At 73.2% G+C, this 20668-nt stretch carries 20 protein-coding genes; 10 read left to right on the top strand and 10 right to left on the bottom strand.

Annotated elements, in window-relative coordinates; all coding sequences use genetic code 11:
* Positions 1 to 358: 358 nt before the first annotated feature.
* Genes kdpF through FB388_RS24840 form a run of 6 tightly spaced genes read left to right on the top strand, consistent with a single transcriptional unit; the run spans position 359 to position 7939 of the window.
* Positions 359 to 448: a K(+)-transporting ATPase subunit F gene (kdpF, locus tag FB388_RS24865; RefSeq protein ID WP_142104585.1), complete on the top strand. Its 90-nt coding sequence runs from the start codon at positions 359 to 361 to the stop codon at positions 446 to 448.
* Positions 448 to 2112, top strand: a complete 1665-nt coding sequence (gene kdpA / locus FB388_RS24860; RefSeq protein WP_142104584.1) for a potassium-transporting ATPase subunit KdpA — start codon at positions 448 to 450, stop codon at positions 2110 to 2112. The genes kdpF and kdpA overlap by 1 nt, the downstream gene beginning before the upstream one ends.
* Complete coding sequence (kdpB, locus tag FB388_RS24855; RefSeq protein ID WP_142104583.1) at positions 2109 to 4172, top strand: potassium-transporting ATPase subunit KdpB; 2064 nt, start codon at positions 2109 to 2111, stop codon at positions 4170 to 4172. The genes kdpA and kdpB overlap by 4 nt, the downstream gene beginning before the upstream one ends.
* 2 nt (positions 4173 to 4174) lie before the next feature.
* Positions 4175 to 4762 (top strand): potassium-transporting ATPase subunit C, encoded by a 588-nt coding sequence (locus tag FB388_RS24850; RefSeq protein WP_142104582.1) that lies wholly within the window; start codon positions 4175 to 4177, stop codon positions 4760 to 4762.
* 16 nt (positions 4763 to 4778) lie between these two features.
* Positions 4779 to 7268: a sensor histidine kinase gene (locus FB388_RS24845; protein ID WP_142104581.1), complete on the top strand. Its 2490-nt coding sequence runs from the start codon at positions 4779 to 4781 to the stop codon at positions 7266 to 7268.
* Complete coding sequence (locus FB388_RS24840; RefSeq protein ID WP_142104580.1) at positions 7265 to 7939, top strand: response regulator; 675 nt, start codon at positions 7265 to 7267, stop codon at positions 7937 to 7939. Before FB388_RS24845 ends, FB388_RS24840 begins: the two co-directional genes overlap by 4 nt.
* On the opposite strand, the gene FB388_RS24835 is transcribed toward FB388_RS24840, so the two are convergent.
* The 3 genes from FB388_RS24835 to FB388_RS24825 are packed head-to-tail and all read right to left on the bottom strand — an operon-like array spanning position 7902 to position 11391.
* Entirely contained in the window at positions 7902 to 8918 is a 1017-nt protein-coding gene (locus FB388_RS24835; RefSeq protein WP_142104579.1) for an endonuclease/exonuclease/phosphatase family protein, read from the bottom strand. The two genes, FB388_RS24840 and FB388_RS24835, sit on opposite strands and share 38 nt — an antisense overlap.
* Positions 8915 to 10042: an MFS transporter gene (locus tag FB388_RS24830; RefSeq protein WP_142104578.1), complete on the bottom strand. Its 1128-nt coding sequence runs from the start codon at positions 10040 to 10042 to the stop codon at positions 8915 to 8917. The genes FB388_RS24835 and FB388_RS24830 overlap by 4 nt, the downstream gene beginning before the upstream one ends.
* A complete protein-coding gene (locus tag FB388_RS24825) occupies positions 10039 to 11391 on the bottom strand; it encodes a GMC family oxidoreductase (RefSeq protein WP_170225818.1) in 1353 nt (450 codons plus the stop codon). The genes FB388_RS24830 and FB388_RS24825 overlap by 4 nt, the downstream gene beginning before the upstream one ends.
* 71 nt (positions 11392 to 11462) lie before the next feature.
* Between FB388_RS24825 and FB388_RS24820 the strand changes: the two genes are divergently transcribed.
* The gene (locus FB388_RS24820; protein WP_142104576.1) at positions 11463 to 12365 is read left to right on the top strand and encodes a LysR family transcriptional regulator; all 903 of its coding nucleotides are present in this window, start codon (positions 11463 to 11465) and stop codon (positions 12363 to 12365) included.
* Positions 12366 to 12369: 4 nt separating this feature from the next.
* On the opposite strand, the gene FB388_RS24815 is transcribed toward FB388_RS24820, so the two are convergent.
* The 3 genes from FB388_RS24815 to FB388_RS24805 all read right to left on the bottom strand — a co-directional run bounded on the left by FB388_RS24815 (position 12370) and on the right by FB388_RS24805 (position 14285).
* Positions 12370 to 12882: a gamma carbonic anhydrase family protein gene (locus FB388_RS24815; RefSeq protein ID WP_142104575.1), complete on the bottom strand. Its 513-nt coding sequence runs from the start codon at positions 12880 to 12882 to the stop codon at positions 12370 to 12372.
* A gap of 44 nt (positions 12883 to 12926) precedes the next feature.
* Positions 12927 to 13481: a hypothetical protein gene (locus FB388_RS24810; RefSeq protein WP_142104574.1), complete on the bottom strand. Its 555-nt coding sequence runs from the start codon at positions 13479 to 13481 to the stop codon at positions 12927 to 12929.
* A gap of 78 nt (positions 13482 to 13559) precedes the next feature.
* Positions 13560 to 14285 (bottom strand): carboxymuconolactone decarboxylase family protein, encoded by a 726-nt coding sequence (locus tag FB388_RS24805; protein ID WP_142104573.1) that lies wholly within the window; start codon positions 14283 to 14285, stop codon positions 13560 to 13562.
* A gap of 98 nt (positions 14286 to 14383) precedes the next feature.
* On the opposite strand from FB388_RS24805, the gene FB388_RS24800 reads away from it, so the two are divergent.
* Entirely contained in the window at positions 14384 to 14986 is a 603-nt protein-coding gene (locus FB388_RS24800; protein ID WP_142104572.1) for a TetR/AcrR family transcriptional regulator, read from the top strand.
* Here FB388_RS24800 and FB388_RS24795 read toward each other — a convergent pair.
* Genes FB388_RS24795 through pdhA form a run of 3 tightly spaced genes read right to left on the bottom strand, consistent with a single transcriptional unit; the run spans position 14983 to position 18214 of the window.
* Positions 14983 to 16167 carry a dihydrolipoamide acetyltransferase family protein gene (locus FB388_RS24795; RefSeq protein ID WP_142104571.1) on the bottom strand — a complete coding sequence of 395 codons (1185 nt, stop codon included), beginning with the start codon at positions 16165 to 16167 and terminating at the stop codon, positions 14983 to 14985. The genes FB388_RS24800 and FB388_RS24795 overlap by 4 nt on opposite strands.
* Positions 16164 to 17129, bottom strand: coding sequence for an alpha-ketoacid dehydrogenase subunit beta (locus tag FB388_RS24790; protein WP_142106267.1), 966 nt, complete (start codon positions 17127 to 17129; stop codon positions 16164 to 16166). Before FB388_RS24790 ends, FB388_RS24795 begins: the two co-directional genes overlap by 4 nt.
* 14 nt (positions 17130 to 17143) lie before the next feature.
* Positions 17144 to 18214 (bottom strand): pyruvate dehydrogenase (acetyl-transferring) E1 component subunit alpha, encoded by a 1071-nt coding sequence (pdhA, locus tag FB388_RS24785; protein WP_142104570.1) that lies wholly within the window; start codon positions 18212 to 18214, stop codon positions 17144 to 17146.
* A 124-nt stretch (positions 18215 to 18338) separates the two neighbouring features.
* On the opposite strand from pdhA, the gene FB388_RS24780 reads away from it, so the two are divergent.
* Positions 18339 to 18806 (top strand): Lrp/AsnC family transcriptional regulator, encoded by a 468-nt coding sequence (locus FB388_RS24780; RefSeq protein ID WP_246122367.1) that lies wholly within the window; start codon positions 18339 to 18341, stop codon positions 18804 to 18806.
* 69 nt (positions 18807 to 18875) lie between these two features.
* On the top strand, positions 18876 to 19751 hold the full coding sequence (locus tag FB388_RS24775) for an NAD(P)-dependent oxidoreductase (RefSeq protein WP_142104569.1): 876 nt from the start codon (positions 18876 to 18878) through the stop codon (positions 19749 to 19751).
* On the opposite strand, the gene FB388_RS24770 is transcribed toward FB388_RS24775, so the two are convergent.
* Positions 19735 to 20556 carry an SAM-dependent methyltransferase gene (locus FB388_RS24770; protein WP_142104568.1) on the bottom strand — a complete coding sequence of 274 codons (822 nt, stop codon included), beginning with the start codon at positions 20554 to 20556 and terminating at the stop codon, positions 19735 to 19737. The two genes, FB388_RS24775 and FB388_RS24770, sit on opposite strands and share 17 nt — an antisense overlap.
* Between the last annotated feature and the right edge of the window lie 112 nt (positions 20557 to 20668).

The raw sequence follows: 20668 nt of genomic DNA, 5'->3' as shown, positions 1-20668 counted from the left end.
CCACGCTCACCCCAATCCCTAGATCACACGGCGCGCTCCGGAACGCGCCGTGTGCTCCACTGGCCCGCCGATCGTGCGCTTGCCGACCTATTGCCACTGGCGGCGTGACCAGCGCTCCTCGCCCGTCGTGGTGCTGCTCGAACCTGGTCGGGTGAGTCGAGGATGAGCCGCAGCACACCGCCGTTAGGAAGCCGTCAAGGTGGCGGCGAACCGCCGTTCCGGGGTCGCATCCTTGCGGCCGCCACGACCAACGGGGCCGTGGCGGAGGAGGACCTTCAATGGCCGACCTGGCCTACGCGCTGCTGCTCGTCGGCGGCTTCGCCGCGCTGCTGCTGATGATGCGGGGGTTGCAGCGCCTGTGATCCTCGAGAACGTGATCGGCGGGCTGCTGGCGGCCGCGCTGATCGTCTACCTGGTCATCGCCCTCGTTCGACCGGAGCGCTTCTGATGTCCGTCACGACGGCCGGGCTGCTGCAGCTCGGCGTTCTCCTCGTGCTCCTGGCCGTGGTGTACGTCCCGTTGGGCAACTACCTCGCCGCCGTCTACACCAGCGGCAAGCACTGGCGGGTCGAGAAGGCCGTCTACCGCGTGGTCGGCGTCGATCCCGACGCCGAGCAGCGCTGGACCGGGTACGCCGCAGCGCTGCTGGCGTTCTCGTTCCTGTCGATCGTGCTGCTCTACCTGCTGCAACGACTGCAGGGCCTGCTGCCGCTGAGCCTCGGCCGCGGCCCCGTCGAGCCGGGCATCGCGTTCAACACCGCGGTGTCGTTCGTGACGAACACGAACTGGCAGTCCTACGTGCCCGAGACCGTGATGGGCCACCTGGTGCAGATGGCCGGCCTGACCGTGCAGAACTTCGTGTCGGCCGCCGTCGGCATGGGGGTCGCGGTGGCGCTGGTGCGCGGGTTCGTCCGCGCGTCGAGCGACCGGATCGGCAACTTCTGGGTCGACCTCGTCCGCGGCACCGTCCGCGTGCTGCTCCCCATCTCGTTCGTCGCCGCGATCGTCCTGGTCGCGCTCGGCGTGACGATGAGCCTTCGGGCCGGGGTCGACGTGACCGGGGTGGATGGCCAGCAGCACACGATCGCCCTGGCACCGGCTGCCTCGCAGGAGGCGATCAAGGAGCTGGGCACGAACGGTGGCGGGATCTTCAACGCCAACTCCGCGCACCCCTTCGAGAACCCGAACGGGATCTCGAACGTTCTGGAGATCTTCCTGCTGCTGGTGATCCCGGTCTGCCTCACCCGCGCGTTCGGCGTGATGGTGCGCGACACCCGCCAGGGCCACGTGCTGCTCGTGGTGATGGGCGTGCTGTGGGGCGGCCTGCTCACCGCCGCCTGGTGGGCGGAGACGCACCCGAACGGGCCCGCGGCCCTCCTCGCCGGGGGAGCGCTGGAAGGCAAGGAGGTCCGCTTCGACATCCCCTCGTCGGTGCTCTTCGCCGTCTCCACGACCGGGACTTCGACGGGGGCGGTGAACTCGCTGCACGACAGCTACACCGGTCTTGGTGGCGGCGTGGTGCTGCTGAACATGCTGCTCGGTGAGGTCGCGCCGGGAGGGGTCGGCGCAGGCCTGTACGGGATCCTCGTGCTCGCGGTGATCGCCGTGTTCCTCGCCGGGCTCATGGTCGGCCGCACGCCGGAGTACCTGGGCAAGAAGCTCGGCCGCCCGCAGGTGACGGCCGCGGCGATCGCGATCCTCGCGATGCCCACGGTCGTGCTGCTCGGCACGGGGGCCGCGCTCGCCCAGCCATGGGAACTCTCGTCCGCGCTGGCCAACACCGGCGAGCACGGCCTCTCCGAGGTGCTCTACGCCTACGCCTCGACGGGCAACAACAACGGCAGCGCCTTCGCCGGCCTGACGGTGACGAGCCCGTTCTTCCAGTCCACGCTTGCCCTGGCGATGCTGTTCGGCCGGTTCGTCCCGATCCTGGCCGTGCTCGCGCTGGCCGGCTCGCTCGCCGCGCAGAAGCGCGTGACGCCCGGCGCCGGAACGCTCCCCACGAACGGGCCGCTCTTCGGCGTGCTCGTCGGCGGCACGGTCGTCCTCGTCGCCGCACTCACCTTCTTCCCTGCTCTGGCCCTCGGGCCCATCGCGGAGGCCTTGGCATGACCGTCGTAGAGGAACGCTCCATCGTCGAGCGCCGGGAGCTGCATGCGCAGCGCACCGGCCGCACGGTGACCGCGGGCGCGTTCTCCCCGCGCCAGCTCTGGCAGGCGGTGCCGGACGCCTTGCGGAAGCTCGACCCGCGGGCGCAGCTGCGCAACCCGGTCATGTTCGTCGTCTGGGTCGGGTCCGTGCTCGTCACGGGCCTCGCGATCGCGCAGCCGAGCGTGTTCGCCTGGCTGATCGCGGTCTGGCTGTGGCTCACCGTCGTGTTCGCGAACCTGGCCGAGGCCGTCGCGGAGGGGCGCGGCAAGGCGCAGGCGGAGAGCCTGCGCCGCACGCGCACCGAGACGGTCGCCCGTCGCCTGCTGCCCGACGGCACCGAGGAGCTCGTACCCGCGCCCACCCTGCGCGTCGGCGACCGGGTGGTCGTGGAGGCGGGCGAGGTCATCCCGGGCGACGGCGACGTGGTGGAGGGCATCGCCACCGTCGACGAGTCGGCGATCACGGGAGAGTCGGCCCCGGTGGTCCGCGAGTCGGGCGGGGACCGGTCCTCGGTGACCGGAGGCACCACCGTGCTGTCCGACCGGATCGTCGTGGAGATCACGACAGCGCCGGGGGAGTCGTTCGTGGACCGCATGATCGCGCTCGTCGAGGGCGCGGAGCGGCAGAAGACGCCCAACGAGATCGCCCTGACGATCCTGCTGTCGACGCTGACGATCATCTTCCTGCTCGCCGTGGTGGCGCTGCAGCCGATGGCCGGCTACTCCGGCGCGGAGCAGTCGCTGATCGTGCTGACCGCGCTGCTGGTGTGCCTGATCCCGACCACGATCGGCGCGCTGCTGTCCGCGATCGGTATCGCAGGCATGGACCGGCTCGTCCAGCGCAACGTGCTCGCCACCTCGGGACGCGCCGTCGAGGCGGCAGGGGACGTCGACACCCTTCTGCTGGACAAGACCGGCACGATCACCTTCGGCAACCGCCGGGCGACGGCGCTGCACCCCGCCCCGGGCATCGCCACGGCGGAGCTCGCCGCGGCCGCCCGGCTCTCCAGCCTGGCCGACGAGACGCCCGAGGGGCGCAGCATCGTCGCGTTGTGCGCCGAGGCGGACGACGGGGAGGCCGGCGGCGAGTTCGTCCCGTTCACCGCGCACACCCGCATGTCCGGGCTGGACCTGGACGGCCGCAGCGTTCGCAAGGGCGCGAGCTCCGCCGTCGCGAAGTGGACCGACGCGGCCTTGCCGGCCGAGGTCGGCGCCACCGTCGACCGGATCAGCGCCGAGGGCGGTACACCGCTCGTCGTCGCCGAGCGTGCGAACGGTGCGGCGCGGGTGCTCGGCGTGGTCCAGCTGTCCGACGTGGTCAAGCCCGGCATGCGGGAGCGGTTCGCCGAGCTGCGCGCGATGGGCATCCGCACCGTGATGATCACCGGGGACAACCCGCTGACGGCACGTGCGATCGCGGAGGAGGCGGGCGTCGACGACCACCTCGCCGAGGCCACGCCCGAGGACAAGATGGCCCTGATCCGCAAGGAGCAGGAGGGCGGGCGCCTGGTCGCGATGACCGGCGACGGCACCAACGACGCGCCCGCGCTCGCCCAGGCCGACGTCGGCGTCGCGATGAACACCGGCACGGCGGCGGCCAAGGAAGCCGGGAACATGGTCGACCTCGACTCGGACCCGACGAAGCTGATCGACATCGTCGAGATCGGCAAGCAGCTGCTGATCACCCGCGGCGCGCTGACCACGTTCAGCATCGCCAACGACCTGGCGAAGTACTTCGCGATCCTGCCGGCGATGTTCGTGGCCCTCCACCCGCAGCTCGAAGCGCTCAACATCATGCAGCTCGCCACGCCGCAGTCGGCGATCCTCTCCGCGGTCGTGTTCAACGCGCTGATCATCGTGGCGCTCATACCGCTCGCGCTGCGCGGCGTTCGCTACCGCCCGTCGACCGCGGCCCAGCTGCTGCGGCGCAACCTGCTGATCTACGGCGTCGGCGGCGTGGTCACGCCGTTCGTCGGGATCTTCCTCATCGACCTGCTCGTGCGACTCATCCCCGGGATCTGAAGATGCTGACCCTGCTCACGCGCCAGGCGGGCGCCGCCCTGCGGATGCTCGTCGTGGCGACCATCGCCCTCGGCCTGGTCTACCCGCTCGCGGTCTGGGGCGTGGCGCACGTGCCCGGCCTGGCATCGCAGGCGGAGGGCTCGATCGTCCTCGGAACCGACGGCACGCCCGTCGGGTCGACGCTGATCGGGATCGACCCGGTAGCGGCCGACCCGGCGAACGACCCGTACTTCCACAGCCGGCCCTCGGCGTCGGGCGACCCGGCCACGTCCGGCGGGTCGAACAAGGGCGGCTTCGACGCGGACCTGCTCGCGGCCGTCGAGCAGCGCCGCAGCGCGATCGCGCAGCGCGAGGGCGTGAGCCCCGACCGGGTCCCGGCCGACGCCGTCACCGCCTCCGCCTCGGGGGTCGACCCGCACATCTCCCTCGCGTACGCGGAGCTGCAGGTGCCCCGCGTCGCACGGGTGACCGGCCTGGGGGAGGAGCGGGTGCGGGAGCTGGTCGCGGCGAGCACCGACCACGCCGTCCTGGGGATCTTCGGCGCCGACGGCGTGAACGTCACGGAGCTGAACCTCGCGGTCGCGCGGTAGAGCGGAAGATTGCGGCATGGGCAAGCGGGGCGAGCTGAGGATCTACCTCGGCGCGGCGCCCGGCGTGGGCAAGACCTACGCCATGCTCGGCGAGGCCCGGCGGCGCAGGGATCGCGGCACCGACGTCGTCGTGGGCCTCGTCGAGACGCACGGCCGCAGCAAGACCACCGCCCTGCTCGACGGGCTGGAGGTCGTCCCCCGGCGCGAGGTCGCCCACCGGGGGGTGACCCTCACCGAGCTCGACGTCGATGCCGTGCTCGCCCGCGAGCCGCAGGTCGTGCTGATCGACGAGCTCGCCCACACCAACGCCCCCGGCTCGCGCAACGCCAAGCGCTGGCAGGACGTCGAGGAGCTGCTCGACGCCGGGATCACCGTGCTGACCACGCTGAACGTGCAGCACCTCGAGTCGCTGAACGACGTCATCGAGAAGATCACCGGCAGCAGGCAGCAGGAGACGGTGCCCGACGAGGTGGTGCGCAAGGCCGGTCAGGTCGAGCTCGTCGACATCACCCCGGAAGCGCTGCGGCGGCGCCTCGCCCACGGCAACGTGTACGCGCCGGAGAAGGTCGACGCGGCCATGGCGAACTACTTCCAGCCGCGCAACCTCACCGCCCTGCGGGAGCTGGCGCTGCTGTGGGTGGCCGACCAGGTCGAGGTGGCGCTGGAGCGCTACCGCGCCGACCAGGACCCCGACGGGGTGTGGGAGACCCGCGAGCGGGTCGTCGTGGCCCTGACCGGTGGCCGGGAGAGCGAGACCGTGCTGCGCCGCGCGGCGCGGATCGCGAAGCGGTCCGGATCGGCCGAGCTGTTCGCGCTGCACGTCCTGCGCGGCGACGGGCTCGCCGGGGCGACGGCCGCGGCGCTGGCCAGGCTGCGGCAGCTCGCCGAGGACGTCGGCGCCTCGTTCCACACGGTCGTCGGCGACGACGTCCCGGCCGCCCTGCTCGACTTCGCCCGCGGCGTGAACGCCACCCAGCTCGTGATCGGCACCTCGCGGCGGTCCCGGTTCGCCCGTGCCGTCGACGAGGGCATCGGTTCCCGGGTGGTGCAGGACTCCGGCCCCATCGACGTGCACATGGTCACCCACGCCGAGGCCGGTCGCGGGCTGCGGCTGCCGCGCCGGTTCAGCGCGGTGCCGGTCACCCGCCGGACGGTCGGCTGGGCGCTCGGCGTCGCACTGCCGGTGCTCGCCACGGTGCTCGGGGTGCTCGGCCGCGACCTCTTCGACCTCTCCACCGACGTCGTGCTGTTCTTCCTCGCCACGGTCGTCGTCGCGCTGGTCGGCGGGCTCGGTCCCGCCCTGCTCGCGGCTCTCGCCGGCGCGACGCTGCTCAACTTCTTCCTGACGCCGCCGCTCTACACGCTGACGATCGGCGAGCGCGAGAACGTGATCATGCTCGTGGCGATGGTGCTCACCGCGGTGCTCGTCGCCCTCGTCGTCGACCGCGCCGCCCGGCGGGCGCAGCAGGCCGCGGCGGCTGGTGCGGAGGCGGCGCTGCTGGCGTCGTTCTCACGGACCGTGCTCACCCGGCCCGAGCCGCTCCCGCGGCTGCTCGAGCGCGTGCGCGAGGCGTTCGGGATGACCACCGTGGCGATACTGGAACGCCTCGACGACCAGTGGGTGATCTCCGCCTGTTCCGGGCCGCCGGACTGCGGGAAGCCCGAGCAGGCGGACGTCGACGTCGCGGTGGAGCCGGACGTGCACCTCGTCGCGCGGGGCCGCACGCTGCCGGCCGCGGACCGCCGGCTGCTCGAGGCGGTGGCGGGTCAGGCGCTGATCGCCCTGCGCAACCGGCAGATCGCCGACCAGGCCGCCGAGGCCGGGCGGCGGGCGGACGCGGTCGAGCTGCGCAGCGCCCTGCTGTCGGCGGTCGGGCACGACCTGCGCACGCCGCTGACGTCGATCAAGGCCGCGGCCGGCAGCCTGCGGGCCGGCGACATCCGGCTCTCGCCGGAGGATCGCGGCGAGCTGGCCGCCACCATCGAGGAGTCAGCGGACCGCCTCACCGGGCTGGTGAACAACCTGCTCGACTCGTCGCGCCTGGCCACCGGTGCCGTCACCCCCGAGCTGCGGCCCGTCGGCTACGACGAGGTCGCCCTGCTCGCCATGCGCGGGCTCGACGGGGCCGAGCGCGCCGAGATCGAGATCGACGAGCGGGTGCCGGAGGTGCTCGCCGATCCGGGACTGCTGGAGCGCGTCGTCGCGAACGTCGTCGACAACGCGCTGCGCCACGGGAACGGCGCACCCGTCGCCCTGCGGGCCAGTGCGCACGCCGCCGTCGTCGAGCTGCGCGTCGTCGACTCCGGGCCGGGCGTGTCCGGCGGCGACGCCGACCGGCTCTTCGCCCCGTTCCAACGGCTCGGCGACCGCGGCCACGACGGGCTCGGCCTCGGGCTGTCCGTCGCGCGGGGCTTCACCGAGGCGATGGGGGGCACGCTGAGGGCGGAGGACACCCCCGGAGGCGGGCTCACCGTCGTGATCAGCCTGCCGGCGGCGGCGTCGTGACGGCCGTGCTGGTCGTCGACGACGACACCCAGCTGCTGCGCGCGCTGCGGATCCACCTCACCGCCCGGGGCTACGAGGTGCACACCGCCGTCACGGGGACGGCCGGCCTGCGGGCCGCCGAGGGGCGCGAGCTCGACGTCGTCGTGCTCGACCTCGGGCTCCCCGATCTCGACGGCACCGAGGTGATCACCGCGCTGCGGGCGTTCACGACCGTGCCGATCATCGTGCTGTCCGCGCGGGCCGACTCCGGCGACAAGGTGCGCGCACTCGACCGCGGCGCGGACGACTACGTGACCAAGCCGTTCGGCGTCGACGAGCTCATGGCGCGGCTGCGCGCCGCCGTCCGCCGCGCGGCCACCGCCCCCGAGAACGGCCCGATCGACGCGGGCGAGCTCACCATCGACCTGGCCGCGAAGATCGTCCGCCGATCCGGTGTGGAGGTGCACCTCACGCCCACCGAGTGGAGCGTGCTCGACCTGCTCGTCCGCAACCGGGGCCGGCTCGTGGGCCGCAAGCAGCTGCTACGGGAGATCTGGGGTCCGGTGGAGCGGAAGGAGACCAGCTACCTGCGCGTGTACATGGCTCAGCTGCGGCGCAAGCTGGAACGCGACCCGGCCCACCCGGAACACCTGATCACTGAGGCGGGGATGGGCTACCGGTTCCGGGCATGACGTCGTCCGGGATCCGGAGCCGCGCGAGCACCGCACGGTGGTCGCTCCCGGCGATCTCCCGCACCTCGAACGTCTCGGCGACGATCGGGTCGGTGGCGAGGACGTGGTCGATCTGGGGTCCCAGCCAGTCCGGAAGCCAGGTGGGCCAGGTCGGCGTCAAGCCATCGCCGCGCTGGGCCGCCGCGTCCCCGCACCCGGCCATCGCCGAGCGGAACACCGAGTGGTCCAGCGTCGCGTTGAAGTCGCCCGCGATGATCGCCGGCTGCGGACCGGCGCACCACTGCGACACCAGGCCCACGTCGGACTGCCACTGCGGCACGTCCCCCCGGCGCGGGGCGAGCGTGTGGAACGCGACGAACCGCAGCTCGCCGAGTCCGCCACCCACCAGCTCGACGCGCGGGAACGGGGTGGCGGTGTAGGTGCTGCTGCGCACGTCACCGAGGTGGTCGGCGACGACGGCCGTGACACCGCCGAGATCCCCTTCGGGCTCCCCGACGGCGGTGACCAGGTGGTAGCCGAGCGGCTCGACCAGGGGCGCCAGCTTCGATCCGAACGCCGTACCGGCCTCGACGAGGGACACCAGGTCCGGTCGCTCGTCCCGGATCAGGGTGGCGACCTCGCCGACGTCAGCGTCGCCGCTGTAGGTGTTGAACGCGGCCACCGTGAGCGTTCGGCCGCCGACCGGCGCGGGCGTCGCGACCGTACGTGGGGCGACGATCCCGCCCGCGACCAGCAGCACGGCGACCACGCCTACCGCCGCGAGCACGGCCCCGTGCACCCAGCGCGCGAGCACCAGCAGGACCGGGACGACGATCACCAGACCGACGAGCAGGTACGGGCGGAGCGCCACGAGCTGCGCGAACGGCGTGAACCGGTCGAGCCGGGCCAGGTCGGGAAGCGTCACGAGGGCCACTGCGGCCACGAACGGCAGCGCCAGCCAGCGGGACCCCAGCCGGCGATGCGGCGGTTCGTGCGTCACGACCCGATCTTGCCCAACCCCGCTGAGCGGACGCTGAGCGCCGGGACGCCCGCGGCGAGGAGCGCGGCCGGGAGCAGGAAGCCGGCGAGGGGATCGGCCTGGTAGACGGGCGTGAACACCACCGGGCTCAGCGCGCCGCCCCCGAACCGCAGCGCCTGCACCACCGACACCGCGCCGCCGCGGTTCTCCTCCGCGCTGAGGACGAGCGTGTTGACGCCGACGAGCACGAGCTGGGTCGCCACCCCGCCCGCGCCCCAGGCGAGCGCGACCATCCAGAGCGCGGGGAGGAACCCGACGCAGGCGACGGCGATGGCGCCCAGCCCGGCTCCGGCGAGCACGCTGCCGCGCGTCCCGATGCGGTCGACGGCGCCGCCCACGAGGCGGGCCGTGAGCATCCCGGCCACCCCCGCGGCCGTGAGCACCAGCCCGCGTGGCCCGGCCCCGGCCCCGAGCTGCTCGTCCAGGCGCAGCGCCACGAGGAAGCCGAGGCCCGCCAGGCAGCCCCAGCCGAGCGCGGCCACGAGGCCGGCGCGCAGCACACCGGGCCGCAGCGCCCTACCCAGCTCCGGCGGGCTGGAGCGGGATGTGGTCTCGGGCGGGATCCTGATCACCGTGAGGGCCGCCGCCACCGCCGCGACGCCCGCGAACGCGAGCCGCCAGTCGGCCTCCGCGACGAGCCCGCCGAGCAGGGGCGCCGTCGTCGAGCCCGCCGCCTGCAGCGACCCGAACCACCCCAGTGCGCGGCCCAACCGGTCGCCCGGCACCGCGGCGGCGAGGGCGGTCATCAGCAGCGGGGTGGTGAACGCGTTCGCCGCGCCCAGCAGCGCCGTGGCCCCCAGGAACAGCGCGAGCGTCGGGGCGAGGACGCAGGCCAGCGCGGCGAGCGCGTACACCCCGTACGCGACCACGACGGTGCGCCGCCTGCCCCAGCGCTCGCCGAGCGTGCCCGAGACGACCATGACGGCCGCGAACGGCAGCATGTACGCGGTGACCCCGAGCGCAGCGGCTCCCGCCGGCACCCCGAAGGCGGCCCCCAGCTCGGGCAGGATCGCGATCGTGAGCCCACCGCCGAACGGTCCGAGGAACGCCCCGGCGTAGATCCCGCCGCGCGTGAGCGGGTTCATGCGAGCCGCTCGGCCAGCATGAGCGTGGGCAGGTTGGTGTTGGCCGAGGGGATCGACGGCATGATCGAGGCGTCGATGACCGACAGGCCCTCGACCCCGTGGACCCGCCCACTGCCGTCGACCACCGCGTGCGGTTCGTCGGCAGGCCCCATCCGGCACGTGCCGACCGGGTGCTGGTAGCTGCCGGCGTCCTCCACGACCGGTTCGGGTCCCTGAACTCCGAGGTGTCGCGCCAGCCGGTGGGCGAGCCGGGCGCCCGCGGTGAGGCGCGCGACGTCGTCGGGGTCCCGCAGATGACCCGGATCGATCCGGGGCGGCACCGCCGGGTCGGCCGACGCCAGTCGCAGCACGCCTCGGGACCGCGGCGTCATGAGCGCGACCAGCAGGGTCAGGATCTGTGGCTCGTCGATTGTCGGGCCGCTGGGCAAGACCTGGATGCCGTCGCGGGTGGTGAGCAGGGTCTGGCGGGGTGGGTTCGCAGGCGGGAGGCTTCCGGCGTCGTACGGGAGCCGCAGCAGGGGGTGGTCCTGCAGGTTGCGGCCCACCCCGGGCAGGTCGTGCCGGACGGGCACGCCCAGTGCGGCGAGCTCGTGCGCGGGCCCGATGCCCGAGCGCAGCAGGATCGCGGGGCTGCCGAACGCTCCCGCGCACAGGACGACCTCGCCGGCGTGGATCCGGTCGCCGCCGCGCACCTGGACGCCCGTCGCCCGGCCGTTCTCGACGAGGACGCGCTCGACCGGCCGATCCGCCCGGACGGTCAGGTTCGGACGCCGCCGGGCCCCCCGCAGGTAGGTCAGCGCCGTGGACTGGCGCACCCCGTCGACCTCGTTCAGCGGGAGCGGGCCCGCCCCGACCGCCCCGGGTGCGTTGTGGTCGGCGATGCGCTCGCACCCCAGTTCCTCGCAGGCCTGCAGGAACCGCTCCTGGTCGGTTCCGGACGGCCGGCGCACCGTGATCGGCCCCCGGTCGCCGTGCCACGGCGCGGCCGGGAAGTCGAGGTCGCGCTCGAGCCGGACGAAGGCGGGCAGGACCTCGGAGAACGACCATCCCCACGACTCGTAGACCGCGGGGTCGCCGCGCAGCGCCATGACGTTGTTGGTGGCAGAGCTGCCGCCGACGATCCGCCCGGCCAACAGCGGGTCGCCCGCCGTGCTCGTGTAGCCCCAGTCGAATCCGGTGCCCGTGGGGTCGGCGGCATCGAGGATCTCGGCCGGTTGGTCGGCGGTCTCCGACCCGAAGTCGGGCCCCGCCTCGACGAGGACGACGCGCCGCTCGGGGTTCTCGGACAGCCGGGCCGCGACCACACCGCCTGCGGACCCGGCTCCGATCACGACGACATCAGTGGTCATGGTCATCGGCTACCCGGGCGATCTGCAGCAGAAAAGACTGACCGGAGTGCTGGTGATACGGTCAGCGTCTCATGGAGCTGAGGCACCTGCGGTCGTTCCTCGCCGTCGCCGAGGAGCTGCACTTCAGCCGGGCGGCCCGCCGACTGCACATGGCCCAGTCACCGCTCTCCCAGCAGATCCAGCGGCTCGAGCGCGAGCTGGGCGTCCCGCTGTTCCGGCGCAACCGGCGCAAGGTCGAGCTCACCGACGCCGGGCTGGCCATGCTCGACCACGCCCGCCGTGCGATCGACGACGCCGAACGGGCCGCGAACGCCGCGCGGGCGGCGGGAACCGGGCGGGCCGGCCGCCTCGACCTGGGGTTCCTGGCCACCGCGGCCCTCGCCCTGCTGCCCGCCGTGCTGCCGCGGTTCCGGGAGGCCGCGCCCGGGGCCACCCTCCGGCTGACCGAGGCGGGCAGCCAGGACCTGCTGCAGGCCCTGCACCGCGGCGAGCTCGACGTCGCGTTCACCCGGCCGCCGGCACCGGCCGCCGGACTCGCAACCGAGGTGGTGTGGCGCGAGCCCGTGGTCGCCGCCCTGCCTGCTGAGCACCCGCTCTGCGCCGAACCGGACGTTCACCTCGCCGACCTGCACGGCGAGGACTTCGTGACGTTCCCGCGCTGGTCGGCGCCAGAGTTCTACGACCACCTCGTGGGGGTGTGCCAGGACGCGGGCTTCGCCCCCCGCATCGTCCAGGAGGCGCTCGCCATGCCGACGGTGGTCGGGCTGGTGGCCGCCGGTCTCGGCGTCGCGCTGGTGCCCGGCGGCATCCGTCACCTCGCGCTCCCCGGCGTCGCCTACCGCGAGCTGCGGGGCGAACCGGCGCACGCCGAGATCGCGATGGTCCACCTGACGGGGAACGCCCGGCCCCTGCTCCGGGTGTTCACCACCACGGTCCGGGATCAGCTCGGTTCGAGCGCCCCCGGGCCCCCGTAGGAGGTCACGTGGCGGCGCGGTGCATCTCGGTGACCTCCCGGTAGACGGCCGCGTTGGCGCGGCAGCGCTCGACCTCGGCGTCGGTGAGCTCGCGGCGCACCTTGCCGGGCACACCGGCCACCAGCGACCGCGGCGGGATCACGGTGCCCTCCGGGACCAGCGCGTTCGCCGCGACCAGCGAACCCGCGCCGACGACCGCCCCGTTGAGGACGGTGGCGTTCATGCCGATCAGGCAGTCGGCCTCCACCGTGCAGCCGTGCAGCACCGCCCCGTGCCCGATGCTGACCCCGTCGCCGATCCGGGCCGGGAAGCCCGGGTCGGCGTGGAGCACGGCGGCGTCCTGGACGTTGCTGCCGGCGCCGATGGTCACCGACTCCAGGTCGGCGCGCAGCACCGCGCTGTAGAAGACGCCGGTGCCGGGTCCGATGGTGACGTCGCCGACGACGGTGGCGGTGTCCGCGACCCAGGCCGACGGATCGACGTGGGGCACGCGGTCGCCGAGGGGGATCACACGCATCCCGTGATGATCCCTGCATCCGCGCCGCGGCGCTGAGCCACTCGTCAGCCGACGATCGTCACGACCACGATCAACACGGCCAGCGTGGCGTCGAGCAGGAGGCAGAACTCGGCGAGCGAGCGGACCACCACCCGGTCGGTGCGGTAGTGGTGGAGGTCCCAGGCCGAGTGGCCGAGCAGGCCGGCCGCCACGAGGTACGCGCCCAGGTCGGTGTCGACGAACAGGGCGATCGCGGCCACCGCGCCGAAGCCGAGCAGCGCGAGGGTCTGCAGCGGGAGCCCGTAGCCGGGGCGGAGGACGCCGCGCAGCAGGCCGTAGACCCCGAGTGCCAGGCCGCAGCCCAGCACGATCAGCGTCGCGTCGACGTCGAGGAGCTTGGCCACGGTGATGACGGCGACGGTCCCCAGGAAGATCGGCCACGCCGCACCGGGCTTCTGCAGCGCCGCGCAACCGATGTAGACGGTCGCGGCCGCGGCGAGGACCGGGGCCTGCTCGACGCCGTTGGCCATGCCGATGGCGACCAGCGCGGCGAAGACGATTCCGGCCAGTGCCGGCCAGCGGCGGCGCACCGAGCCTGCGGAGATCGCGGGAGACGTCATGGCGTCACGGTCTTCTGCCGGCCCGCCGCGGCCAAGAGACGGTCCGGAACTCTGGGATACCGGTCCGATCCGACCCGCTCAGAGGCGTTGGCGAGCCAGGTGGGCGTTGAGGGCCTTCCAGCCGCGCCACGCCCGCGTGACCCCGAACTGGGCGTTGAAGCGCAGGACGGCGCGGAGGTCCTCGACGGTGGCGCCGCCGCGCACGGCCCGGCCGATGTGAGCCTCGAACGTCTCTTCCAGGGTCTGGTAGTGCACGTCGATGCTCATGCTCGCGAAGCCGCGCTCGCGCTCGGTCAGCGTGCCGGGGCCGGAGCCGGAACGCATCCGGGACTGCAGGTGGAAGTACTCGGCGAAGTGCGGGTCCAGTTCCTCGAGCTGGCCGCGCACCGCCTCGGGCAACGGGCTCGGTGGCGCACCGGGGCCGGTCAGCAGCAGGTCGTCGGCCAGCGGCTCGACCTCGACGCGGGGAAGGCCGGCGGCCGTCTCGAACTCGACGAGCCGTTCGAGGCCTGCGACCGCCGCGTGGTACCCGCAGTCGTAGGAGATGAAGCGGAGCAGGGCGCGGATGTCGGCGGTGGTGACGCCGGACTCCAGGCCGGTGCGGACGTGCGCTTCGAAGGCGAGCCCGAGGCTCGGCTGGCAGACGTCCGCCACGACGCACAGGAACGTCTTCTCGCGCTCGGTCAGCTCGGGGATCGCCCGGACGTACCCGGCGGTCGCGCCGAGCATCTGGGCGAACACCGGGTCCAGTGCCGCCACCCGCTCCAGGTTGGTCGCCCTGCTCGCTCCGGTTGTCGTGCTCACGTGGTGCCCCTCTAGGTGTTCTTTCGTAGCGCTACGGCTGTAGCCCAACTGACCGTACAGCTGTAGCGCAATGGGTGTCCAGTTACACTCCTGGCGCCATGGACGCAGCCTCAGCACCACGTCGCCGGCCCAATGCCCGCGGGCAGGGCGAGCTCCTGCGCGAGGAGATCATCGGGGCGGCCGCGGAGATGCTCGACGAGCTCGCGGACGACGAAGCCCTGTCCCTGCGCGCCGTGGCACGAGCGGTCTCGATCGCGGCCACCTCGGTGTACCTGCACTTCCCCGACCGCGACGCGCTCGTGCTGGCCGTCCTCCAGCGCTGCCACGAGCAGCTGGTCCAGCTGGGCGACGACGCCGAGGCGGCCTCCGGCGACCCGGTCGGCGCGCTACGCGCGCGCATCCTGGCCCAGGTGGGATGGGCCCAGCAGCACCCCGGCCTCTACAAGGTGCTCCACGAGAGCAAGGTCCACCGCCGACTGGGCATGCCGTTCAAGAAGGTGCTGGTCGAGCGCACCATCGCGGGCGTGCAACGGTGCATGGACGCCGGGCTGGCCCCGGTCGACGACGCCACCACGGTGGCGATCGACCTCCGCACCGCCGTCAACGGCATGCTGGCGCAGCGCATCAACGAGCCCGACCTGCCCTGGCCGCCCGCCGTCGAGCAGGTCGACCGGTTCCTCGCCAAGCTCGTCGGCGTCTAGAGGTCGGCGACCGCCTGCAGCGGGGACTCCACGGCGTCGGCGACGAACCGCAGGAAGCCGCCGGCGACCCCGCCGTCGCAGACCCGGTGGTCGAACACAAGCGACAGCTGCGCGATCCGCCGCGGCACGACTTCGCCGCCGACGACCCACGGCCGCGGGTGGATCCGCCCGATCCCGAGGATCGCGGCCTCGGGGTGGTTGATGATCGCCGCGCTGCCGTCCACGCCGAACACGCCGTAGTTGTTGAGGGTGAACGAGCCGGACCCGAGCTCCGTCGCGGTGGCCGTGCCCTCGCGGGCGGCTCCGGTGAGGCGGCGGATCTCGCTGTCCAGCCGCCGGATGCTCAGGCGGTCGGCGCCGCGGACCGCCGGCACGACGAGCCCGCGCTCGGTCTGCGTGGCCACCCCGAGGTTGACCCCGTCGAGGTGGACCACCTCGTCCCGCTCGGCGTCCACCCGCGAGTTCAGCGCGGGGTACTCGCGCAGCCCGGCCACGACGAAGCGGGCCAGCAGGGCGAGGAGCCCGGGCTTCCAGTCGCCTGCGCGCATGTCCTCCCGCAGCGCGAGGAGCGCGGTGGCGTCGACGTCGACCCAGGTGGTGGCCTCGGGGATCTCGGCGCGGCTGCGGGCCATGGTCCGGGCGATGTGGCCGCGCACCCCGGTGAGCGGCACGCGGGTGAGCACCGGCAGCCCGGTCCGCCGGTCGACGTCCTCCGCCTCCGGTGTCCTGCGGGCGTCGATCGCCCGCTCGACGTCGGCCCGGGTGATCACGCCGTCCGGCCCGGTGCCGACCAGCGTCGCCGGGTCGAGACCGGCCCGGCGCGCCAGCTGCCGCACGACCGGCGAGACGATCTTGGGGCGGTCGGGCGCGTCCGCATACCTGCGCCGCCTGCTGGGTGCCTCGGTGGTTCCGTAGCCGACGAGCACGTTGCCCGACCCCTGCGGCGACCGGAAGGTGACCAGCGGCGCCCCGACCGGGATGGTCGAGCCCTCCGCCCCGTGCAGCTCGGCGACGATCCCGGCGAACGGGGAGGGCACCTCGACCGTCGCCTTGGCGGTCTCCACCTCGGCGACGGGCGCGTCGACGGCGACGGTGTCGCCCGGCTTCACCAGCCACTGGACCAGCTCGGCCTCGGTCAGCCCCTCACCGAGGTCCGGGAGCGTGAAGACGGTCTCCGTCACGCGATCTCCCACTGCAGGTCGTCCACAGCGTCGAGGATCCGGTCCACCCCGGGCAGGTGGTGCTGCTCCAACCGCGGCGGAGGATAGGGCACGTCGAACCCGGTGACCCGGCGGACCGGGGCCTCCAGGTGGTGGAAGCAGCGCTCCGACACCCGCGCCGCGATCTCGGAGGCGACCGAGGCGAACCCCGGCGCCTCGGCGACGACCACCGCGCGCCCCGTGCGGCGGACGGCGGCGGTGACGGTCTCGTCGTCGAAGGGGACGATCGAGCGGAGGTCGACCACGCCGAGGTCGCGGCCCTCGGTCGCGGCCTGCTCGGCGGCGGCGAGCGCCACCGGGACCGACGGACCGTAGGCGATCAGGGTGGCGTCGCGCCCGTCCCGGCGTACGACCGCCCGGCCGATCGGCGGCACCGCCGGCTCCGGGTCGAGCTCCTCCCGCGTGAAGTACTGGCGTTTCGGCTCCAGGAACACCACCGGGTCGGGGTGCTCGATCGCCGCGCGCAGCAGCCCGTACGCGTCGGTGTTCGTGGCGGGCGTGACGACGAGCAGGCCCGGTGTGTGCGCGTAGTAGGCCTCGGAGCTGTCGCTGTGGTGCTCGACCCCACCGATCCCGCCGCCGTACGGCACGCGGATGACCATCGGCAGCCGCACCCGCCCGCGCGTCCGGTTGGCGAGCTTGGCGACGTGGCTGACGATCTGCTCGAAGGCCGGGAAGGCGAAGGCGTCGAACTGCATCTCGACGACGGGACGCAGCCCGTTCATCGCCATCCCGACCGCCATCCCGACGATGCCCGACTCCGCGAGCGGGGTGTCGAAGCAGCGGTTCTCGCCGAAGGTGGCGGTGAGCCCGTCGGTGACCCGGAAGACGCCGCCCAGCGGGCCGACGTCCTCGCCGAACACCACCACCGACCCGTCGGCGGCCATCGCGTCGTGCAGCGCCCGGTTGAGCGCCTGGATCATCGTCGGCTTCTCGGTCACGACCGCACCTCGTTCAGCTCGGCAGCGAGCAGCGCCGCCTGCTCGCGCAGCTGCGGCGTCGGCGTGGAGTAGACGTGGGCGAACAGCTCCGCCGGGTCGAGAACGCTCTCCCCGCCCATCCCCGCCCGGACGTGGGCGGCCATCTCCTCGGCTGCCGCCGCGAACTCGGCCTCCAGCCGGGACGTGAGCGCCCCGGTGGTGGTGAGGTGCGCTCTGAGCCTCAGCAGCGGATCGCGCGGACGCCACTTCTCGACCTCGTCGTCGGCGCGGTAGCGGCTGGGGTCGTCGGCGTTGGTGTGCGCGTGGATCCGGTAGGTGTCGGCCTCCACCAGCGTGGGCCCCTCGCCGCGACGGGCCCTGGCGACGGCCTCGGAGAGCACGACGGTGAGCGCCGCGAGGTCGTTGCCGTCCACCCGGACGCCCGGCACGCCGTAGCCGACGCCCTTCGCGGCGAGCGACTCCGCAGCCGACTGCCGGGAGAGCGGCACGGAGATCGCGTACTTGTTGTTCTGCACCAGGAACACCACCGGCGAGGCGAACACCGCGGCGAAGTTGAGGGCCTCGTGGAAGTCGCCCTCGCTGGTCGCGCCGTCCCCGCAGAGCGCCATCACGACCGTGTCCTCGCCCTTGAGCCGCGCCGCGTGCCCGACGCCGACGGCGTGCGGCAGCTGGGTGGCCAGCGGCGTGGCCTGCGGTGCCACCCGGGTGGCGAGCGGGTCGTAGCCGCAGTGCCAGTCGCCCCGCAGCATCACGAGCACGTCGACCGGGTCCACACCGCGCGCGGCGATCGCGGCGACGTCCCGGTAGGTGGGGAAGAGCCAGTCGGTCTCCGCGAGCACGGCGGCCGCGGCCACCTGGCACGCCTCCTGCCCGTGGGAGGACGGGTACACCGCGAGCCGGCCCTGCCGCACGAGCGCCTCCGCCTGCTCGTTGAGCCGTCGGGCGAGCACGAGCCGCCGGTAGCCGTCCAGCAGCGCCTCCGGTGCAGGCAGCGTGGCCCCGTCGCCGACGACCGCACCCGTCTCGTCGATCAGCCGCATCATCTGGGCCACCTCCCCGGAAGACATTCGGACCAAAGTGTCCGGTTCCGTGGCTACAGATCACCAGTTGTGAGACGAAGATCGAGACGAACTGTCGCTATGCTCCGACAGCGCGAGCCGATCGACCGGGATCGGCCCTTCGGTACCGGGGGTGGCGAGACAGGTGGCCGTGCAGCTCGACGACATCGACCGCCGCATCATCGACGCGCTCCGCCGCGACGGCAGGCTCTCTGTGCGCGCGCTCGCGGAGGAGGTCCGCATCTCCCGCGCCAACGCCTACACCCGCCTCGAACGGCTGACCTCCTCCGGCGCGATCACCGGCTTCACCGCCACCGTCGACCCGGCCGCGATCGGCCTCGGCACCTCCGCCTACATCACGCTCACGGTCCGGCAGAACTCGTGGCGCGAGCTCAAGGCGCGGCTGCAGGCCATTCCGGAGGTGCACCACATGGCCCTCGTGGGCGGCGAGTTCGACGTGATCCTGCTGGTGCGCGCGGCCGACAACGCCGCCCTGCGGGAGGTGGTGCTGAACGAGCTGCAGGCCATTCCGGAGGTGATCGCCACCCGCACCTCGCTGGTGTTCGAGGACGTCGAGAACGTCGGAGCCACCGCTCGCTGACCCCGAGGCGCACGAGGATCGTGCGCCGACCGTCGGAGAACCGTGCGCGGCGACGCCGAGGCTGGTGCCATGACAGCGAACGAGAAGCCGGTGACCGTGATCGGTCTCGGCCCGATGGGCCAGGCGATGGTGCGCAAGTTCCTCGCCGCCGGGCACCCCACGACCGTCTGGAACCGCACCGCGAGCCGCGCCGACGCGCTCGTCGAGGAAGGGGCGGTGCGCGCGGCGTCACCGGCCGACGCCGTTGCCGCGAGCGAGCTGGTCGTCCTCTCCCTCACCGACTACCAGGCGATGTACGACATCCTCGGCCAGGCAGAGGACGCGCTGGCGGGCCGCGTGATCGCCAACATCAGCTCCGACAGCCCGCAGAAAACCCGCGAGGCCGCCGAGTGGCTGGCGGAGCGCGGGGCGCAGCTGCTCGCGGGCGGGATCATGGTGCCCGCGCCGATGGTGGGGGAGGAAGGCGCGTACGTCTTCTACAGCGGCCCCCGCGCCCTCTTCGACGCCCACGAGGCGACGCTGCGGGTGATCGGGCGGCCGGACTACCGGGGGTCCGACCCCGCGCTCGCCCAGCTGTTCTACCAGGCGTTGCTGACGGTGTTCCTCACCGCGCTGGCCGGGGAGCTGCAGGCGGCGGCGCTGATCGGATCTGCGGGCGTCGCTGCCAAGGAGCTCGCGCCGTACATGCGGGAGACCCTCGAGCTGGCCGCCATGTTCGTGGACGAGACCGCCGCGCACGTCGACGCCCGCTCGTACCCGGGCGACCTCAGCACGGTCGTGATGATGGGCGCCACCGCCGACCACATCGTCGCCGCCGGCACGGCGGCGGGTCTCGACACCGTCCTGCCCGAGGCGGTGAAGTCCCTCTACGACCGCGCCATCGCCGCCGGGCACGGCAGCGACAACTGGACCAGCCTGTACGAGGTGGTCACGCGCCGGGGCTGATCGGCTTGCGGGCGAGACCGCCGTGGTCGCCGGTGTGCTCGGCAGCGTTGCCCGGCCCCGGCTCGTCCGGGCGCCACAGCTCCACGGGCACCAGGCCGGGCTCGACCAGCTCGAGGCCGCTGAAGAGCTCGTGGAGCTGTGCGACGGTGCGCAGGTGGTACGGGTCGGCGCCGCTCTCCGCGTACCTGTCGGCCGCCTCGCGCACCGCCGCGCCGCTGTCGGTGTTGTGGCGCACGAGGAGGTAGCTGCCGGGTGCGACCGCGTCCATCACCCGCGTCACGATGGACCTTGCCTCGTCGTGGTCCGGTACGTAGCCGAGGATGCCGAGGAACATCACCGCTATCGGTTCGTTGAAGTTCAGAACGTTGCGGGCATCCGAAACGATCGTCTCGATGTCGCGCACATCCGCATCGACGTACGTGGTGACGCCTTCCGGAGTCGTGTTGGTGAGCAGAGCCCGCGCATGGGCGAGCACGATCGGATCGTTGTCGACGTAGACCACCCGGCAGTCGGGCGCGATCGACTGCGCGACCTCGTGCGTGTTCAGCATCGTGGGCAACCCGGTGCCGATATCGAGGAACTGGCGCACCCCGAGCTCCCCGGCGAGCAGGCGCACGGCGCGGATGAGGAACTGCCTCGACCGGCGGGCCAGCGTGACGATCTGCGGGTAGGCCGCCTCGACCGCACGTCCGGCGGCGCGGTCCACCTCGTAGTGGTCCTTGCCGCCCAGCCAGTAGTTCCACACCCGCGCCGCACTCGGGATCTTCAGGTACTCCGGGGGCGGTGCGACCGGGCTGTCGGGCATGCGGCGAGGTTAGGGCCTTCCGGGGTGGTACGACGCCGCCGTCCGCGTGATCTTCGGGCGGATAGGGGCGTTGACGTCCCGCGTGATCGGAAGGACGATGCAGTTCTCGCAC

Origin of the sequence: Pseudonocardia cypriaca (genome assembly GCF_006717045.1) — a bacterium.
Lineage (GTDB): Bacteria > Actinomycetota > Actinomycetes > Mycobacteriales > Pseudonocardiaceae > Pseudonocardia > Pseudonocardia cypriaca.
Note: the sequence above shows the minus strand (reverse complement) of the source record. Positions and strands in the feature narration are given on the sequence as shown.

Excerpts from the sequence above, each read along its gene's own strand:
- kdpA (WP_142104584.1), top strand. The coding sequence starts at position 448 with ATGTCCGTCACGACGGCCGGGCTGCTGCAGCTCGGCGTTCTCCTCGTG.
- kdpB (WP_142104583.1), top strand. The coding sequence starts at position 2,109 with ATGACCGTCGTAGAGGAACGCTCCATCGTCGAGCGCCGGGAGCTGCAT.
- FB388_RS24850 (WP_142104582.1), top strand. The coding sequence starts at position 4,175 with ATGCTGACCCTGCTCACGCGCCAGGCGGGCGCCGCCCTGCGGATGCTC.
- FB388_RS24845 (WP_142104581.1), top strand. The coding sequence starts at position 4,779 with ATGGGCAAGCGGGGCGAGCTGAGGATCTACCTCGGCGCGGCGCCCGGC.
- FB388_RS24830 (WP_142104578.1), bottom strand. The coding sequence starts at position 10,042 with ATGAACCCGCTCACGCGCGGCGGGATCTACGCCGGGGCGTTCCTCGGA.
- FB388_RS24825 (WP_170225818.1), bottom strand. The coding sequence starts at position 11,391 with ATGACCACTGATGTCGTCGTGATCGGAGCCGGGTCCGCAGGCGGTGTG.
- FB388_RS24820 (WP_142104576.1), top strand. The coding sequence starts at position 11,463 with ATGGAGCTGAGGCACCTGCGGTCGTTCCTCGCCGTCGCCGAGGAGCTG.
- FB388_RS24815 (WP_142104575.1), bottom strand. The coding sequence starts at position 12,882 with ATGCGTGTGATCCCCCTCGGCGACCGCGTGCCCCACGTCGATCCGTCG.
- FB388_RS24810 (WP_142104574.1), bottom strand. The coding sequence starts at position 13,481 with ATGACGTCTCCCGCGATCTCCGCAGGCTCGGTGCGCCGCCGCTGGCCG.
- FB388_RS24800 (WP_142104572.1), top strand. The coding sequence starts at position 14,384 with ATGGACGCAGCCTCAGCACCACGTCGCCGGCCCAATGCCCGCGGGCAG.
- FB388_RS24790 (WP_142106267.1), bottom strand. The coding sequence starts at position 17,129 with ATGATCCAGGCGCTCAACCGGGCGCTGCACGACGCGATGGCCGCCGAC.
- pdhA (WP_142104570.1), bottom strand. The coding sequence starts at position 18,214 with ATGTCTTCCGGGGAGGTGGCCCAGATGATGCGGCTGATCGACGAGACG.
- FB388_RS24775 (WP_142104569.1), top strand. The coding sequence starts at position 18,876 with ATGACAGCGAACGAGAAGCCGGTGACCGTGATCGGTCTCGGCCCGATG.
- FB388_RS24770 (WP_142104568.1), bottom strand. The coding sequence starts at position 20,556 with ATGCCCGACAGCCCGGTCGCACCGCCCCCGGAGTACCTGAAGATCCCG.